At 39.0% G+C, this 16,822-nt stretch carries 18 protein-coding genes; 10 read left to right on the top strand and 8 right to left on the bottom strand.

Translation table 11 applies throughout. The features are described from left to right. Window positions 1-48: 48 nt before the first annotated feature. The gene (locus AC1M9B_RS07290; protein WP_035264177.1) at window positions 49-519 is read right to left on the bottom strand and encodes an RNA pyrophosphohydrolase; all 471 of its coding nucleotides are present in this window, start codon (window positions 517-519) and stop codon (window positions 49-51) included. Window positions 520-702: 183 nt separating this feature from the next. On the opposite strand from AC1M9B_RS07290, the gene AC1M9B_RS07285 reads away from it, so the two are divergent. After that, window positions 703-1,353 (top strand): HAD family hydrolase, encoded by a 651-nt coding sequence (locus tag AC1M9B_RS07285; protein WP_481592416.1) that lies wholly within the window; start codon window positions 703-705, stop codon window positions 1,351-1,353. Between the two features lie 185 nt (window positions 1,354-1,538). Continuing rightward, window positions 1,539-1,790, top strand: a complete 252-nt coding sequence (locus AC1M9B_RS07280) for a DUF2789 domain-containing protein (RefSeq protein WP_481592415.1) — start codon at window positions 1,539-1,541, stop codon at window positions 1,788-1,790. Window positions 1,791-1,858: 68 nt separating this feature from the next. Here AC1M9B_RS07280 and AC1M9B_RS07275 read toward each other — a convergent pair whose 3' ends face one another. After that, window positions 1,859-2,716 (bottom strand): LysR family transcriptional regulator, encoded by an 858-nt coding sequence (locus AC1M9B_RS07275; protein ID WP_035264171.1) that lies wholly within the window; start codon window positions 2,714-2,716, stop codon window positions 1,859-1,861. A gap of 130 nt (window positions 2,717-2,846) precedes the next feature. Further along, complete coding sequence (locus AC1M9B_RS07270; protein WP_035264169.1) at window positions 2,847-3,083, bottom strand: DUF2061 domain-containing protein; 237 nt, start codon at window positions 3,081-3,083, stop codon at window positions 2,847-2,849. Between the two features lie 234 nt (window positions 3,084-3,317). Here AC1M9B_RS07270 and leuC point away from each other — a divergent pair, with 234 nt between their 5' ends. From leuC to leuB, 5 genes are all read left to right on the top strand, one after another. Next, window positions 3,318-4,766 (top strand): 3-isopropylmalate dehydratase large subunit, encoded by a 1,449-nt coding sequence (leuC, locus tag AC1M9B_RS07265; protein ID WP_481592414.1) that lies wholly within the window; start codon window positions 3,318-3,320, stop codon window positions 4,764-4,766. 12 nt (window positions 4,767-4,778) lie between these two features. Beyond that, window positions 4,779-5,108: a hypothetical protein gene (locus AC1M9B_RS07260; RefSeq protein ID WP_155756938.1), complete on the top strand. Its 330-nt coding sequence runs from the start codon at window positions 4,779-4,781 to the stop codon at window positions 5,106-5,108. Window positions 5,109-5,126: 18 nt separating this feature from the next. Further along, window positions 5,127-5,777 carry a 3-isopropylmalate dehydratase small subunit gene (gene leuD, locus AC1M9B_RS07255; RefSeq protein ID WP_481588649.1) on the top strand — a complete coding sequence of 217 codons (651 nt, stop codon included), beginning with the start codon at window positions 5,127-5,129 and terminating at the stop codon, window positions 5,775-5,777. 97 nt (window positions 5,778-5,874) lie between these two features. After that, a complete protein-coding gene (locus tag AC1M9B_RS07250; protein WP_035264152.1) occupies window positions 5,875-6,453 on the top strand; it encodes a hypothetical protein in 579 nt (192 codons plus the stop codon). 30 nt (window positions 6,454-6,483) lie between these two features. Then, the gene (gene leuB / locus AC1M9B_RS07245) at window positions 6,484-7,563 is read left to right on the top strand and encodes a 3-isopropylmalate dehydrogenase (RefSeq protein ID WP_179998721.1); all 1,080 of its coding nucleotides are present in this window, start codon (window positions 6,484-6,486) and stop codon (window positions 7,561-7,563) included. 674 nt (window positions 7,564-8,237) lie between these two features. On the opposite strand, the gene infA is transcribed toward leuB, so the two are convergent. Further along, on the bottom strand, window positions 8,238-8,459 hold the full coding sequence (infA, locus tag AC1M9B_RS07240) for a translation initiation factor IF-1 (RefSeq protein ID WP_004692529.1): 222 nt from the start codon (window positions 8,457-8,459) through the stop codon (window positions 8,238-8,240). Window positions 8,460-8,687: 228 nt separating this feature from the next. Between infA and AC1M9B_RS07235 the strand changes: the two genes are divergently transcribed. Next, entirely contained in the window at window positions 8,688-9,695 is a 1,008-nt protein-coding gene (locus AC1M9B_RS07235; RefSeq protein ID WP_035264130.1) for an AraC family transcriptional regulator, read from the top strand. Window positions 9,696-9,743: 48 nt separating this feature from the next. Here the strand turns inward: AC1M9B_RS07235 and truA are convergent, their stop codons facing one another. The 4 genes from truA to asd form a co-directional block, all read right to left on the bottom strand. Then, on the bottom strand, window positions 9,744-10,541 hold the full coding sequence (gene truA / locus AC1M9B_RS07230; protein WP_179998719.1) for a tRNA pseudouridine(38-40) synthase TruA: 798 nt from the start codon (window positions 10,539-10,541) through the stop codon (window positions 9,744-9,746). Between the two features lie 8 nt (window positions 10,542-10,549). Continuing rightward, complete coding sequence (locus tag AC1M9B_RS07225; RefSeq protein ID WP_481608865.1) at window positions 10,550-11,527, bottom strand: asparaginase domain-containing protein; 978 nt, start codon at window positions 11,525-11,527, stop codon at window positions 10,550-10,552. Window positions 11,528-11,564: 37 nt separating this feature from the next. Continuing rightward, window positions 11,565-13,487: a hypothetical protein gene (locus tag AC1M9B_RS07220; protein WP_481608864.1), complete on the bottom strand. Its 1,923-nt coding sequence runs from the start codon at window positions 13,485-13,487 to the stop codon at window positions 11,565-11,567. 284 nt (window positions 13,488-13,771) lie between these two features. Next, window positions 13,772-14,890, bottom strand: coding sequence for an aspartate-semialdehyde dehydrogenase (gene asd / locus AC1M9B_RS07215; RefSeq protein WP_035264122.1), 1,119 nt, complete (start codon window positions 14,888-14,890; stop codon window positions 13,772-13,774). A gap of 186 nt (window positions 14,891-15,076) precedes the next feature. Between asd and AC1M9B_RS07210 the strand changes: the two genes are divergently transcribed. Continuing rightward, window positions 15,077-16,201, top strand: coding sequence for an endonuclease/exonuclease/phosphatase family protein (locus tag AC1M9B_RS07210; protein ID WP_035264120.1), 1,125 nt, complete (start codon window positions 15,077-15,079; stop codon window positions 16,199-16,201). 371 nt (window positions 16,202-16,572) lie between these two features. After that, the coding region (locus AC1M9B_RS07205) for a hypothetical protein (protein ID WP_481592407.1) at window positions 16,573-16,822 on the top strand (250 nt) is incomplete at its 3' end.

Raw genomic sequence — 16,822 nt, 5'->3', positions numbered from 1 at the left:
TCGAAATAAAAATCAAACATTTAAATTCAATGTTTAATATAAATCATGCTATGGCAGATGCATACACAATTCCAACATGGCACGACGGTAAACATCTTTTTTGAAGTTCACCACTTGGCCTAGTGGATACCAATAGCTGACCCATTGCCATTGATCAAACTCTGGCGGATCATTTAAGTTCAACTGAATATGATTCGTTGACGCGACTAATTTCAATAAAAACCATTTTTGCTTTTGTCCGATACACACAGGATCAGAATCTGATCTGATGTAGCGAAGTGGCAAACGATAATGTAACCAACCTTCGGTCTGAGCAATTATTTGGACGTGCTCCGGCAATAACCCGACTTCTTCACGGAGTTCCCTGAAAAGTGCCTGTTCTGGAGTTTCACCAAATTGGATGCCTCCTTGAGGAAATTGCCAAGCATTGTGACCAATGCGTTTTGCCCATAAAACTTGTCCAATATCATTTGCCAAAATGATCCCGACATTCGGTCGGAAACCTTCTGAGTCGATCATTTGGCACCTAAAATTTATTAAATTCGTTGACTTTGGGTTCGGGGGCATCCACTCTCTATGCCCGACTCGAAAAGTTCAAAGTAATAATGTTTTAAAATTGCTATGATCTTAACGAATTTCTATCGACTAGCGGAGATAGATTTACATTTTTTTTCTTAAATTTCAGTTTGAACGAGTAATTTCATGAAATTGGCGTTGTTTGATTTAGATCACACCTTGTTAAATACCGACTCTGACCATTCTTGGGGCGAGTTTTTAGTCAATGAAGGCTTGGTTGATCCAGTTCGACATCGCGCCATGAATGACAAATTTTATGAAGACTACAAAGCAGGACAACTTGATCCAATTGCCTACAACGAATTTGTATTTGAATTTTTAACGCAACATGACAATGAGTATTTGACCGACTTACATCAGCTTTTTATGCAAAAAGTGATTCGACCTCAAATGCGTCCTGAAGGTTATAAAGCGATTCAACGTCATCAAGATGCTGGGCATCAATTAGTAGGAATTACCGCAACATCAGATTTTATTACTGCACCTATTTTTCGTGAATTTGGTATTACAGAAATTATTGCAACCAATGCAGAAGTGGTTGATGGTAAATATACGGGTAAAGTCATTAATATTCCGTGTTATCAAAAAGGTAAATTGGCACGATTAGATCAATGGCTCGAGGGACGAGACGTTACTGAATCATGGGCATATTCAGACTCCATTAACGATCGATTCTTATTGGAATATGCGGATCATGCGATTGCAGTCAACCCAGATGATCGTCTTGAAGGATTGGCTAAAGAGCAGGGTTGGGATATCCAAGACTGGTCCATTTAAGACAGTTTTATTCTCAAAATTAAATCATTGCTAAAGCCATTGTATCAATGGCTTTTTTTCATTGATCAGCATTGAAATAACTTGAGATGAAATTCAGCATAAATTTACAGACGCTTTCATCCCTTAGTGATACCTTATGCGCAAACAACTAACTTAAAATTAATCAAAATCATAAGGAATATACGATGATAAATGCAGAGCCAAGAATGACCAACTTATTTGAGCAATTAGGATTGGATTCTAGCGAGCAAGCTATTGCAGAATTTATTGAAACACATCAGTTAGAAGCTGAAACCTTTTTGACTGAAGCAAGTTTTTGGTCTGAAGGTCAACGTCAATTTTTGAAAGAAAAATTATGTTCAGATGGTTCATGGGCATTAATTATCGATCAGCTCAATGAGTCTTTACATGAAGATTCATTGAAGAAAAAAGCTTAAGTAGCTCACTTGTCTTAAAAAGTAAAAAGTCATCTGATTAGATGACTTTTAAATATCGAGTGCTGAAATTATTTCATTAAATCAACCAATGCTTTGGCTGCCTTAGATTGGGTGCGTCCCGGATGCCAAACCATACCCAATTGACGCTGCATTTCTAAATTAATATCCAGTCTGACCAGGTCTTGATTGACTAAAGTACTTGGCAAGACAGACCAACCTAACCCAATAGAAGCCAACATGCGAATGGATTCAAGCGGATTATTGCTCATGGACACTTTAGGTTTTAATCCATTTTTTTCAAATTCTGCAAGGGTGATCTGCGCTGTATATGTTTGAGCTGCAGGTAATAAACTTGGATACTGCATGAGATCTTCAAGGCTTAAATTTTTCATATTTGCCAATGGATGAAAAACTGCAGCAACGAAAACCAAAGGATCACTCCATAAAGGAACATATTTTAAACGTTCATCTAGGACAGGGGGTAAGGTTAAGAATGCCAGTTCAAGATCACCAGCTAACACTTTTTCATGCGCTTGTTCTGAATCTACAAAATGCACATCTAATGTCACATCAGGATATTGCTGAACATAGCTTTTTAAATGTTGCGGTAAATGATGTAATCCAATGTGATGGCTGGTACCAACTTTAAGCTTTCCTTTAATCTGATTTTGGTCGTGGCTTAAGGTGTGATGAATATCACCTAGTTCATTTAACCAATTTTTAACTTTTGGAAGCAGGGAATGAGCCGCATGGGTGGCTTGTACACCTCGGCCAGCAGATTCAAATAATTTGACACCAAAATAATCTTCTAAACTATGAATACGTTTGGTAACAGCGGGCTGAGTGATAAATAGTTGATCAGCTGCCATAGAAATCGAACCCGTTTCCATGACTTTTATAAAAGCTTCAAAGGCAGCAAGATTCATAATTTAAACTCGGTTATGAAAATATTATTTAATTATAAAATAAATTTATATCTATTGCGAAGTAATTCTTCATAAACTGTTGCAAAAAAGCCGCATAGTGCGGCTTAGATGAGGAGGATCACAGGTGAAACTATGCGACGATATTTTCTTCCTGTTGTATCGTTTTTTTCTCCCACACGCGTTCGTGAATGAAATAAGCCACGGCTTGTACAGTAGGCTCAAGTAAACTCAAAGTAATTGCCATCCAAATGCTGCCTGTGACAAGGTAGCCTACAATCATGGCTACCGTAATGTGCATAATGTAGTAGCTTAGTGTTTTTTTGAACATGCGTTGATTATCTTCAACAAATTTTTGAATATGTGCCATGTGAACATCCTCAGTTGGTGGTGATCTTGGAGATGTTTAAATGATAAGCATTCTTATTTAATCTGTAAAAGCGAATATTATTTTTAAATTAATCGTTTTTATAGATGGTTTTGGTGTTTAAATTGATTCTAAAAAGTTTTTAAACTAATAAAAATGATAAATTAGATTTATGTGAATAGGCCGTTATAATCGTAATTAATGACAGAATTACCCAGTCCAGTGGAGCAAATCGACATGGCAGGCGAAACCCAAAAAGCAGAAACTCAAACAAAAAAAACGTTGTACGATAAATTGTGGGACGATCATTTAGTTAAACAACGCGATGATGGATCTTCTTTACTTTATATCGATCGTCACTTGTTGCATGAAGTGACTTCTCCACAAGCTTTTGAAGGCTTACAACTTGCAGGACGTAAACCTTGGCGTTTAAGTGCAAACGTGGCAACTCCTGACCATAACGTACCAACGTCTACAAAAGAGCGTTCTGAAGGGATTGCGGGGATCGAAGATGATACTTCACGTATCCAAGTGCAAACTTTAGATGATAACTGTAAAACATTTAATGTTGCACAGTTTGATATCAACGATGTCCGTCAAGGGATCGCACACGTTGTTGGACCTGAGCAAGGTTTAACTTTACCAGGTATGACGGTTGTTTGTGGTGACTCTCATACAGCGACGCATGGTGCATTTGGTTGCTTGGCACACGGTATTGGGACATCTGAAGTTGAACATGTATTGGCAACGCAATGCTTAGTTCAAAAGAAAATGAAAAACATGTTGGTACGTGTTGACGGTAAATTAGGTCAAGGCGTAACACCAAAAGATGTGGTTTTAGCGATTATTGGTAAAATCGGTACAGCTGGTGGTACAGGCCATGCCATCGAATTTGGTGGTCAAGTGTTCCGTGATATGTCGATTGAAGGTCGTATGACGGTATGTAACATGGCGATTGAAGGCGGTGCCCGTGTAGGTATGGTTGCTGTAGATGAGAAAACCATTGAATATGTGAAAAACCGTCCTTATGCACCGAAAGGTGAGCAGTGGGATCAAGCTGTAGCTTATTGGAATACTTTACATTCTGATGAGGGTGCACACTTTGATACAGTCGTTGTATTACAAGGTGAAGAGATTGAGCCACAAGTGTCTTGGGGTACATCTCCTGAGATGGTGATTCCTGTATCGCAAGCAGTACCGACATTAGAACAAGCAAAAGATGATGTACAACGTAACGATTGGACACGTGCTTATCAATATATGGGCTTAACCGCGGGTCAAGCATTGTCTGATATTAAATTGGATCGCGTATTTATCGGTTCTTGCACTAACTCTCGTATTGAAGATATCCGTGCGGCAGCTGAAGTTGCAAAAGGCAAAAAAGTTGCAAGCACGATTAAGCAAGCGATGGTTGTTCCGGGTTCTGGCTTAGTCAAAGCACAAGCAGAAGCTGAAGGTTTGGATAAAATCTTAATTGAAGCTGGTTTTGAATGGCGTGAGCCGGGTTGCTCAATGTGTTTAGCAATGAACGCAGACAAATTACAACCAGGTGAGCACTGTGCATCAACATCAAACCGTAACTTCGAAGGTCGTCAAGGTAATGGTGGTCGTACGCATTTAGTGAGTCCAGCGATGGCAGCAGCAGCGGCAATTGCAGGTCACTTTGTAGATGTGCGTACGTTCTAAGCAAACCTAGAAATGAGTTATGTAACTGAAGTGAAATGCTCACTGACTAGAGACTCAGTTTGCATGGGGGATGATGTAAATGCTCCTCATTTGTTACAGACTCACATTGTAAAATATGAACAGAGTGAACAGTTTTTCAATGAAATTTTAAAACACTATTCATTTCCAGCTATGGCATGTTGGTCTTGTTATTTAAATGATGAACTGTTTGCACTCATTAAATTTGATCATAAAGAAAATGGAGTCCATGTGGAGTACAAATATTTAAAAGATAAAGTTGAACTGTTAAAAGTTAATTTTATACATTTTAGATATGATAGTTCTTGTGAAACATGGTCTTGATTCCATTAGGTAGTAATCATGAAAAAATATACCGTTGAACAAGGTATCGTTGCACCTTTAGACCGTGCCAATGTCGATACAGATTTAATTATTCCAAAACAGTTCTTGAAATCAATTAAGCGTACAGGTTTCGGCGCGAATTTGTTTGATGAGTTACGTTATTTAGATGAAGGCTATTTGGGGCAAGACAACTCAAAACGTCCTTTGAATCCAGATTTTGAGTTGAACAAACCACGTTATCAAGGTGCTTCAATCTTGATTTCACGTGCCAACTTTGGTTGTGGTTCAAGCCGAGAACATGCGCCATGGGCTTTAGAAGAATATGGTTTTCGTACCGTAATCGCACCAAGCTATGCAGACATTTTCTACAACAACAGCTTTAAAAATGGCATGTTACCAGTGATCTTGTCTGAAGAGATTGTGGATCAATTATTCAAAGAGTGTGCAGCTCAAGAAGGTTATCAGTTAACGATTGATCTTGAAGCACAAGAAGTACGTACACCTACAGGCGAAGCATTTAAATTTGAAGTTGATCCATTCAGAAAGCACTGTTTGTTGAATGGTTTAGATGATATTGGTTTAACGTTACAAGCGGCAGAAGACATTCGTGCTTATGAGGAAAGAACTAAAGCTGTTCGCCCATGGGTATTCCAAGAAATCAAAGCGTAACTGATACTTAAAGCTATAGTGCTCTGATTCAAGTCTTGCTAATATCGGTGCAAAATTATTCTTTTAGTTTTGCGCCGTTTGGTGAGGTTGGGCACAAATGAAGGCAAAAGTTTTATTACGCTACGCGTTTTTCGGATTGTCTGTCGCCGTTTTATCCGCTTGTCAGACCGTAGACCGATTACAACTGAAAAAGATTAAAGAAACGCCTGAAACCAGAAATCATGCTTTGATTTATTGCTCAGGAACGTTGAATTGTGAGTTTGAAAGATTCGATGAGCATCCCATTGTTGATGCTCAATCTCGAAGATTAGATCAGCGTGCGATCAAGCAAGGTATGGTGCGATTAAATGCTGACTCTTTGAAAGATCCGCAAGCCTTATATCTTTCAGTTCCTGCTGGACTGCATGAAGTGGTGGTTCGCTTTTATCCGATTTCAGAGGAAAAAGCAGAAACTATTAATGTTATCCATCGCTTCGAAGCAAAAAAAGATTACCGATTTGTAATGTTTAGAGATCGAAGCAGTGGGAAAAAAAGTTTACTTGATGCTTCTGCACCAGAGCCATTATGTGTTGACTTGTTGCAAGAGCAACAAACCATTCGTCGTTTCTGCAAACCCTATAATGTTCTCAATGGACTAGGTGAGTTTGTGGAACAAAAAAATTTAAAAACACGTTAGTTCATACTAACTTTATAAATGGAAAATCTCATGTCTAAACAAATCTTGATTTTAGCTGGTGACGGCATTGGTCCTGAAATTGTAAAAGCAGCTGAACAGGTCCTCACCCGTGTCAATGAAAAATTCAATCTAGATTTAACATGGGAACAAGGTTTATTGGGTGGCGCTGCAATTGATGCGCATGGTTCACCTTATCCAGAAGTTACCTCTGAACAAGCAAAAAAAGCAGATGCGATTTTGTTAGGTGCTGTTGGTGGTCCGAAGTGGGACACAATTGAGCGCTCAATTCGTCCTGAGCGTGGTTTATTGAAATTACGTAGCGAACTTAACCTTTTCGCTAACTTGCGCCCAGCGATCTTGTATCCTCAATTGGCAGATGCTTCAAGTTTGAAACCTGAAATTGTTTCAGGCTTAGATATTTTAATTGTCCGTGAATTAACTGGTGGTATTTACTTCGGTCAACCACGTGGTATTCGCGAATTAGAGAATGGTGAGAAGCAAGGCTTTAATACCGACGTATATGCAGAGTCAGAAATCAAGCGTATTGCTAAAGTGGCGTTTGAAATGGCGAAACTACGCGGTGGTAAAGTGTGTTCAGTGGATAAGGCAAATGTTCTTGAAGTCACTGAGCTTTGGAAACAAACAGTAACTCAGTTACATGCTGAACAGTATGCTGACATTAACTTGTCACATATGTACGTTGACAATGCAGCAATGCAATTGGTTCGTGCACCTAAACAATTTGATGTGATCGTAACAGGTAACTTGTTCGGTGATATCTTGTCTGATGAGGCTGCGATGTTGACTGGTTCAATCGGTATGTTGCCATCAGCTTCATTAGATGAAAATGGTAAAGGGATGTATGAGCCTTGTCATGGTTCAGCACCAGATATCGCAGGTCAAAATATCGCAAACCCATTGGCAACAATTTTATCTGTTGCAATGATGCTTCGATATACGTTCCGTCAAGAAGCTGCAGCAAAAGCGATTGAAGATGCAGTAGGGAATGTTTTAGATCAAGGTTTACGTACAGCTGACATTATGTCTGAAGGCATGAAGAAGGTCGGGACAATTGAAATGGGTGAAGCAGTTGTTGCAGCGCTTAACTAATTTCAGTTGATTCATTCAAAACGCAGCCTATGAGCTGCGTTTTTTATTGCCGAGCTTTCGAAAGCGATATTTTTTTTTAACTAAAAACACTCGAGCAAGTCATTACGTTACCGTATCACAGCTTTGCTGAAGCTGCACGTACAGGAATAACAAAATCATTTTCATCTCTCATCGAATTTCCCATTGGAATCGAGGTGTTGACTATACGTTCAAAGGTGAAAATGGATCGATCATCTCGAATCTCAAGATTGGGCTTCAGCTTAATGTTAAAAGAATTCAACTCGGTAGTTTATCGGATATGTTGGATATCTTGTCCTACAAATTGTGAAACATAAGTATTCATATTTTTTTTGTTCTGAAAATTTGCTGTTTGGCATGCCGTAAACAGGAAAAGTGTAAATATGCAGATGGGCAAAAAACACAATTTATTTAGTGCACGAAATAGTGGGGCAGTACGACGATTTTTTTGTGGTTGAGTGTGTATATGAGGATTGTTTTTATATTTGATTGAAAGTTAAGAATAAATAGTGAGTTTAATTATTCTATATATCTGAATTTATCTCTTATCACAAAGACAGGCGATTGATTTAGCTGAATGAACTTTCTATGCGATTCATAAAATAAAAGTACAAAAACAAAAAAGCCACTCAATGTGGCTTTTCGCTTACTAACACTTAGCGTGCACGGTAAGTAATGCGACCCTTAGATAAGTCATAAGGTGTCATTTCAACTTTAACACTGTCGCCAGTCAAAATACGAATATAGTGTTTACGCATTTTACCAGAAATGTGTGCAATTACTTCGTGACCGTTTTCTAAACGTACACGGAACATAGTATTAGGAAGCGTTTCGGTGACAACGCCTTCGAACTCGATAAGTTCCTCTTTATTGGCCATAGCCTACCTGATGATCAAATTGGAAAGGCGCAAATTATAGGCAAAATTTTAGAAAAAAACAAGGTTAAACCAAGTTCAGTCGGCGTTTCTATGGTCAAACTTGTCGAACAAACAAATAAAATTTTTAAACAAAAAAATGCTTAACTATGTTGTCAGTTTGGTCAATCGACTGTAATCTAATTCATAAGTTTTAAGTAAATATTAATAACATACAAGGAAGGGCACTGCGTGAGTCAGCTAACTGATGCTTCGGTTGTTCTACGATTAGGTTATCAAGCAATTCGTCGTGCTGGATTGCCCACAGAAGAAATTTTAACAAAAGCGGGTGTGGCCTTAAATCAAGTAGATCAAAATGCGCGTACGCCTTTAAGCGCGCAGTACGCTTTCTGGGTTGCTGCCGAAGAAGTCAGTAAAGATCCAGACATTGGTCTACATTTAGGTGAGCATTTACCACTTTATCGTGGTCAAGTGATTGAACATCTTTTTATTTCATCTGAAAATTTTGGCGAAGGCCTGAAAAGGGCTTTAGCGTATCAACGTCTAATCAGTGATGCATTTCATGCCAAATTGGTTATTGAAGATGATCGTTGCTACCTAACCAATGGTGAACAACCTTTCTCTGAAAATCTAGTCAATCGTCATTTTTCTGAGTGCGCGATTTCAGGCATTTTAAGATTCTTCAAATTTATTACTGAAGGTCGTTTTCAACCTATATATATCGATTTTAACTTTAGCGAGGGTGCTTCAGACGATGAGTATTTCCGTGTATATGAGTGCCCGGTAAGTTTAGGCCAAAAAGAAACGCGACTTTATTTTGATCCTGCAATTTTAGATTATGTACTTTGGCAAGCCGAGCCAGAATTACTTCAACTACATGAGCAGTTGGCGATTGAAAAATTACAGGAGTTGGCTCGATACGATTTAGTGGGTGAGGTGCGCCGTGCCATTGGTTCTACACTTGAGAGTGGAGAAACAACGCTAGAAACTGTGGCAGCTCAGTTGAATATCACCCCACGTCGTTTGAGAACACAGCTCAGTGAAGCCAATACAAGCTTCCAGCAAATTTTATCTGACTATCGTTGTCGTTTAGCTAAAAAACTTTTGGCAAACACCAATGAAAGCGTAGAGAGAATTGTCTATCTGACGGGTTTCTCAGAACCAAGTACGTTCTATCGTGCCTTTAAACGATGGACCAATGAGACACCTGTTGAATATCGTAAGCGTAAACAGCGCTAAAAAAATCCCTTCTTATGAAGGGATTTTTTTCAATTCAAAATAAAAAATCTATTCAGGCATGTTTAACCAATGAGGGCCTAGCGGCACTTTAGGCAAGTTAAACTCTTCAGGATAGTGTGCTTGGATAAAGTAAAGGCCGTCAGGTGGTGCTGTGATCCCTGCTGCTTTACGGTCTTCTGCTGCGAATATTTCATCGATATGGTCAATGTCGTACATCCCCTGACCAATTTCCAGTAAACAGCCCATAATATTGCGAACCATGTGATGTAAAAAACCATCTGCTTGGATGTCAAGAACAAGGTAAGCACCATGTTTGATGAGTTTGCAATGGCTCACATGGCGTACAGGTTGGTTGGATTGACACGCAGCAGCTCTAAAGCTTTCAAAGTTATGAGTACCCTCAAATTTTGAGGCTGCAGCAATCATTTTATCCACATCAAGTGGGTAATAAGCATGCGTTACTTGTTTGTGGAGTAAGGCAGGGCGCATGGGGCTGTTATAAACGACATAACGATAACGGCGAGCCTGCGCTTTAAAGCGTGCATGAAAATCACTGCCCATTTCTTGAATCCACTGGATGGCAATATCTTTAGGGAGTGTACTGTTAGCTCCCATAAGCCAGCCGCGAATTGGACGTATTGCATTTGTGTCAAAGTGAGCCACCATATTTGTGGCATGAACACCTGCATCTGTTCGACCCGCACCATGCAAAATGATGGGTTCATCAGCAATTTTGCTCAACACTTTTTCCATGGTTTCTTGTACGCTCGGCACGCCTGGTTGCTGTGTTTGCCAACCTCGATAACGAACGCCACTAAACTCAATTCCGATTGCAAAACGTGGCATTTGAACCTCTAATTTGATGAATCATACCAATGCTGTAACCATTGATCTGTGGAGGGGTATTGTAAATACATTTTTAGAATTTTGGCATAAAGATCGGCATCACTGAGTGTATCGTCGATCAAAATATCAGATGCTTTAATCCAACTGCTAATTGCATAGCGTTGATCTAATTCTCCAAACATGACCTGACTACTTAATACAATATGGCAGCCTAAGGCATGAAGCTGCTTCAAAATATCTGTGGTATCCGCATTAATTGCTAAATTACCGGTTCCATATGCTTGAAGTATGAGTACATGAGGCGGGTTGTCGATAAAACGCGTTAAATGCTGATTGAATAATTTGATTTCAATGGGGCGAAGACTCAGATTCGCAATATTGAGTTGTATCGAGCGTTCAATATGTTGCTCAGTAATGTTGAAAAAAGAACTTGATATGGGCTTGATGACATTTGTAAATGCTTCACCACAAAATGCATTTAGTGCCGTGCGATGAGTCTTAACTGCAGTTCTAGCATGAAAAATTTGATGGTTAAAGCATAAGTAAACACCATCAGACACATTTTCCATATGTTGGATGGCATGATTTAGATTATTTAAAGCGTCGCTCGATGGATGCAAAGTTGTCGCGGCATGATTGAGTAGGGGAAATTGGCTACCTGTGATAATGACTCGACACGTATCATGGAGAAATCGAGAAAGAATAGCCGCAGCATAACTCATGGTATCGGTACCATGAATGACAATAAATTTTTGAAATTGTTTAGTTTGTAATTGCTGGATTTGTTGGATTAACAGCAACCAATCACGCGCCGTACATGCACTACTGTCTTTAATCTCATGAGCCTGAACAAGCTCGATTTGATTTTGAACGGGCAAAATTTCTTTTAATTGCGGGAAAAAATCGGCAGCAGGCATAGGCGCTAAAGGTTCACCAACGCAACCAAATGTCCCACCCATATAGATTAAAGCTATTTTTGAACTCATAAAAAAAGCAGCCTGATTAGACTGCTTCATATTAAGATTAATTGGAATCAGATTCCATGCTCTCTCGGAGTTTTGCTGCACGCATTTTTTGTTCGTCATTGTAATGCGATTCATATTCCGTAATTAATTTTTCTGCTTCATCAAACGCGCCAAATTTAATGTATTGATCCGCTAAATCTAAGTTAAGTTGAATTTCATCAACGTTGAGTAATTCAGGAAAACGTTGTACAAGAGGATCATCAGGACGATTCGGATTCATTTTTATCGCAGATGTTTCATGCGAATGACTCTGTTGCACATCCACGTTTTCATCTGATGAATTGAGGTCAAAATTAAACTCGTTTGTCGGTTCAATTGAGCTTTCTATTGTAGATTTTGAATCAAGATTTTCCTCAAAGTCGAAAGTTACAAAATCTAAATTTTGATCATTCACGCTTTGTTCTGGAACTTTTGCTGAGCTAGATATTTCAGCATCAAAGTTAAAATCATCTGAAAGATCAAAAGTGAGTTCATCCTTAGATGTTGTTTGAGAATGAGGCTGTTCCGACTGATCTGAAAAGCTAAATTCCAATGGATCTATTTCAATATTCAGTTCTTGTGGATTTTTTTCTAATGGAGAAGAGCTCAGTGCTGAATGAGAGAGATCTGTTTTTTCAACCCATTCTTGACTCAAATCAAGTGTGAAGTCGAGATTTTGGATGGACTCATTTTCTGAAGCAAGGTTCTCGGCATCGGTCGAGTTCACTGATTCTGTTTGTGATTTATTTTCAGACTGAAAACTGGAGAAATCTAAATCAAACTCTAAGGGTGCGCGATCTTCAGTCGATTGATTGGTTGTTTCAGATTCAGTCTGTGTTTGAGCATTTGGCTCGAAAGTTAAATCTGTCGTTATAAATTCTAAAGGTGTTTGCTCTTTTGATGCAGGAGTCTTCTCATCATCTTGCTCGAATGGGTGTTGTGAGGTTGGTTGCGGTGTATCTTCCATAAAAAAATCGAGTTCAAAATGCTCGTTTTGCGATGGAGTCTGTTGTTCAGTTACCTGTTGATTTTCAGCCTGATCAGAAGGGAGCTGGTCAATGATTTCTTCATTGGTTTTATTGAGCGTAAACTCTTCTGCTAAATCCAGCTGTTCTGAGCTAAATACAAAATGAGCAGTAGGTTCAGCAGAGACATGCTCATTTTCTTCTTCAGGGGGGCTTTTCTTCTCTTTGGCTTGTAAGGGATGTGGGTATTGTTCTGTTTCAAACACAAATGTTGAGCTTTGAGAAGGAAGAGAAGATTGCTCTGTGGTCTCATTTGTTTCAGTGGGTGTGCTTTCCTGAGAGCTATGTTGTTCATCCTGAGACTTGATGAGATGATCAAAAGCTTGTTCTGATTGCACTGCAGGAATTTCAGTTAAAAAACTGGTGCTATGAAACTGTGCAGCATGACGAGGCTGATTCTCGGTGTTCGATATATCCCGTGATTCTTTCGCAATTTCTTTATTACGTTCCGCTTCTTTTGCAGCTTTAAGTTTGTCTTCAGCTTCATCCGCAATGTAATGTAATCCAGTGGAGCGTAAATAATTACTCAATTGTTTTAAAGCAAATTCATCATTCTGTAAGATGTGAATATCAATCAAATACGAGTAAAGCTCATGTTGTCTAGGATCGCGATTCAATGCTTGATTGATTTTTGCTTCGGCTGACATATAGCTTTCTGATTGAATTAAGTATTCAATACTGGCTTTAAGTTCATCAGCCACTGGTTCGGCACTTAAGTCTTGTGGTGCGCCATGACCATGCTGTGAATAGGCTTGTTGTGGGGTGGAACGAGTTTTGGGGCTTTTCTTAGCGCGTTTTACACTCACATTTTTTTTAGATTTTGTTGATCCTGTGTCACCATTTTTTTGTTTATCCTCACGTTTTTTGAGCACCAGTGCGATTAACAGCAAGACGACAAATGGAATGACATACAACATAATTTTTCCCCTTCATTGAATTCAATGAATTTATTGCAAATCTAATACCTGAGTGCTCGAAATATTGGACTGTTTTTAATCTCGATTTTTTATATTCTCAGTTCATCATTGTGTATCGATCAAGATGTTCGAAATAAGAAGTGATGAGATTGTAATTTAACTGTTTTTTGTATCGATGTCATAATATTTCCTTTCAAATAGCACTCCAAGCTCTAATCAATTCAAATTGCATAAAAAAAGCCGATCTAATCAGACCGGCTTTTTATTGAAGTGACTATTAAATATTAAGCATTTTTATAGTCAATCAAGATGCGTAGCATACGGCGTAAAGGTTCAGCAGCACCCCAAAGTAATTGGTCACCAACAGTGAACGCGCCTAAATACTCTTTACCCATATTGAGTTTACGTAAACGGCCTACTGGAACTGTAAGCGTGCCAGTTACTGCAACAGGTGTAAGATCAGTCATTGATGCTTCACGTGTGTTCGGCACAACTTTAGACCAGTCATTTGCACTTGCAATGATGTCTTCAATTTCATTTAAAGGAACATCTTTACGAAGTTTTAAAGTCAATGCTTGTGAGTGACAACGCATTGCACCAATACGTACACAGTGACCATCAATAGGTACAATTTGTGAATTACCAAGAATCTTATTGGTTTCAACTTGACCTTTCCATTCCTCTTTCGATTGACCGCTTTCAAGCTGTTTGTCGATATAAGGAATTAAAGAACCTGCTAAAGGTACACCGAAGTTTGCTGAAGGGAATCCTTCACCACGCTGTAATTCAGCAATTTTAGAGTCGATATCTAAAATTGGAGAACGTGGATCGTCTAATAGATCTTTTGTATTGTTATACAAATAGCCCATACCTGTGATGAGTTCACGCATGTTTTGCGCACCCGCACCAGAAGCAGCTTGGTAAGTCATTGAAGTCGCCCATTCAACAAGATTGTTTTGGAACAGACCACCAAGACCCATTAACATCAATGAAACAGTACAGTTACCGCCCACAAATGTTTTCGTACCTTTTACCAAACCGTCTTTGATCACATTCATGTTGACTGGATCTAATACGATGATTGCTTCATCGTCCATACGCAATGTAGATGCAGCATCAATCCAGTAACCATTCCAACCATCAGCTTTCAACTTAGGGAAAACTTCAGTGGTATAATCACCACCTTGGCAGGTAATAATGACATCCATTTGCTTCAGACTATTAATGTCTGTCGCATCCATAAGTGCTGGGGCAGTTTTACCACCAAACGCAGGGGCTTCACCACCTGCATTACTGGTAGAGAAGTAGAATGGCTCAAAATGAGCGAAATCATTCTCTTCAACCATACGTTGCATAAGGACGGAACCAACCATCCCGCGCCAACCGACCAGACCTACTTTCATGTCACTTTGCCTCGGTGCGTTAAAATAAAAAAGGGGGTTCGAGTGTATCAAAAGAGTGTATAACTGCAAGTGGTACACAATCAAAACAGCAAATATATTGTGCAATATATCTTGTTTATGTTACATGCAAAACTAATATAAATTTATGAATCATCGAAAAATTAAGAATATATAAAGAGAAGCGCTATGCTATGGATTGAGATACTGGCTGTTGTTGTGATTTGGTTAAGTTTTTGGTCTTTGATTCCGCGTGATGAGTGGTGGTTTCGAGGTGCCGATTTTCCAAGACTACAAATTTTAGCCCTAGGCTTTATCGCATTTATCCTCCTGTTGATTTGGGATGGGGAATGGGATTTAAGACGCCAAGTCATATTTGTTGGATTAATTGCTGCATTAGCATATCAATTGAAGATGGTTTTGCCTTATACCTTAATTTGGAAAAAACAGGTGAAACAGGTCCAACCAGATCAACTTGATCCATCAAAGCAAATCTCTTTAATTGTGTCGAATGTTTTAACACCAAATACAGAATATCATCGTTTGATTGAACAGATTCATCAGCATCAACCCGATATCGTATTGACGCTTGAAACAGACCAAACCTGGCAGAATGAACTTTCGGTCATCGAAGCGGATTATCCTTATCGTGTTCCAGTACCTTTAGATAATCTCTATGGAATGCATCTCTACAGTAAGTTGGAATTGAGTGATACCGAAGTCAAATTCATACTGAGTAATGAGATTCCTTCTATTCATACCACAGTGAAATTACGTTCTGGACAGCCAGTTCAATTATATTGTTTACATCCCAAACCGCCGAGTCCAACTGAAGCCAAAGACTCTACATTACGTGATGCTGAATTGTTGATTGTGGGTGATCAAATTAAAGACTTGGATGAAAGTTGCATTGTCATGGGAGATCTAAACGATGTGGCATGGTCTCGTACCACACGACTATTTCAACGTATCAGTGGTTTGTTAGACCCGCGTGTTGGACGTCATTATGTCAATACCTTCCATGCGGACTATCCGCTATTACGATGGTCACTCGATCATGTATTCCACAGCACTGATTTTGCTTTGGTGAAAATGGAGCGATTACCGCATATTGGTTCGGATCACTTTCCTGTGTACGTTGTTTTACAAACTGGACGACAATTTGAGCAAGTACAGCAAGAATTAGAACAGACGGATGCTGATGAGCAAGAGGCTCAGGAGGCGATTCAAGAAGGTATTGCGAAAGCTGAGAAAGAAGAGAAACAAGTGACAGATGAAATTGCGCAAGATTATAAAGATGGCAAACAAGTGTGAATGGATGCGTGTAAGAAATTGCTTACAATGAATGTGTCTGTTGACCCATAGTCACGAAGCGAGCTTAAGCGTAATCTAAGCTTATCGGCACAGGGAGTGGGAATGGAATGATCCCAATATGGAAGACGACGCCGACGGAAAATCATCATGGAGATGATGTAGGAAAGGAAAGCCAATAAAACAATAATATGATTTTTGAAAAGCACAACCTCATCGACCCGAGTTTTACAGGATGTAGAACTCGGGTTTAGTTTATGGTGGATTTAAACGTTTAAATGCATACAGGTCGAATGAATTAAATCTCGTTATTCAGCTCTAATCTTTTATTAATGCTATGATTTGCCAAAATGAAAATATTGAGCAGATGGGGTATGAGTTTGTTTCTTAAAAATATGAAAGACATAACTACAAGCAAATCCTTCGCTTCGATCGTTGTGTTAAATGTACTAATGAGTACCAATGTTTTTGCACAAGAAGCTGATGAAAAAATGATGGATGCGGTTGCATCTCAAGAACAGGTCGCGAACACTGAAGCTAAAGAAGCTAAAGAAGCTAAAGAAGCTAAAGAAGCTAAAGAAGCTAAAGAAGCTAAAGAAGCTAAAGAAGCTAAAGAAGCTAAAG

The organism is Acinetobacter sp. ANC_7513 (genome assembly GCF_056779915.1).
This window is presented reverse-complemented; position numbering and strand designations above follow the sequence as displayed.

What these genes read in the sequence shown, in the direction of transcription:
- AC1M9B_RS07290 (WP_035264177.1), bottom strand. Translation starts at nt 519, where the DNA reads ATGATCGACTCAGAAGGTTTCCGACCGAATGTCGGGATCATTTTGGCA.
- AC1M9B_RS07285 (WP_481592416.1), top strand. Translation starts at nt 703, where the DNA reads ATGAAATTGGCGTTGTTTGATTTAGATCACACCTTGTTAAATACCGAC.
- AC1M9B_RS07280 (WP_481592415.1), top strand. Translation starts at nt 1,539, where the DNA reads ATGATAAATGCAGAGCCAAGAATGACCAACTTATTTGAGCAATTAGGA.
- AC1M9B_RS07275 (WP_035264171.1), bottom strand. Translation starts at nt 2,716, where the DNA reads ATGAATCTTGCTGCCTTTGAAGCTTTTATAAAAGTCATGGAAACGGGT.
- AC1M9B_RS07270 (WP_035264169.1), bottom strand. Translation starts at nt 3,083, where the DNA reads ATGGCACATATTCAAAAATTTGTTGAAGATAATCAACGCATGTTCAAA.
- leuC (WP_481592414.1), top strand. Translation starts at nt 3,318, where the DNA reads ATGGCAGGCGAAACCCAAAAAGCAGAAACTCAAACAAAAAAAACGTTG.
- AC1M9B_RS07260 (WP_155756938.1), top strand. Translation starts at nt 4,779, where the DNA reads ATGAGTTATGTAACTGAAGTGAAATGCTCACTGACTAGAGACTCAGTT.
- leuD (WP_481588649.1), top strand. Translation starts at nt 5,127, where the DNA reads ATGAAAAAATATACCGTTGAACAAGGTATCGTTGCACCTTTAGACCGT.
- AC1M9B_RS07250 (WP_035264152.1), top strand. Translation starts at nt 5,875, where the DNA reads ATGAAGGCAAAAGTTTTATTACGCTACGCGTTTTTCGGATTGTCTGTC.
- leuB (WP_179998721.1), top strand. Translation starts at nt 6,484, where the DNA reads ATGTCTAAACAAATCTTGATTTTAGCTGGTGACGGCATTGGTCCTGAA.
- infA (WP_004692529.1), bottom strand. Translation starts at nt 8,459, where the DNA reads ATGGCCAATAAAGAGGAACTTATCGAGTTCGAAGGCGTTGTCACCGAA.
- truA (WP_179998719.1), bottom strand. Translation starts at nt 10,541, where the DNA reads ATGCCACGTTTTGCAATCGGAATTGAGTTTAGTGGCGTTCGTTATCGA.
- AC1M9B_RS07225 (WP_481608865.1), bottom strand. Translation starts at nt 11,527, where the DNA reads ATGAGTTCAAAAATAGCTTTAATCTATATGGGTGGGACATTTGGTTGC.
- AC1M9B_RS07220 (WP_481608864.1), bottom strand. Translation starts at nt 13,487, where the DNA reads ATGTTGTATGTCATTCCATTTGTCGTCTTGCTGTTAATCGCACTGGTG.
- asd (WP_035264122.1), bottom strand. Translation starts at nt 14,890, where the DNA reads ATGAAAGTAGGTCTGGTCGGTTGGCGCGGGATGGTTGGTTCCGTCCTT.
- AC1M9B_RS07210 (WP_035264120.1), top strand. Translation starts at nt 15,077, where the DNA reads ATGCTATGGATTGAGATACTGGCTGTTGTTGTGATTTGGTTAAGTTTT.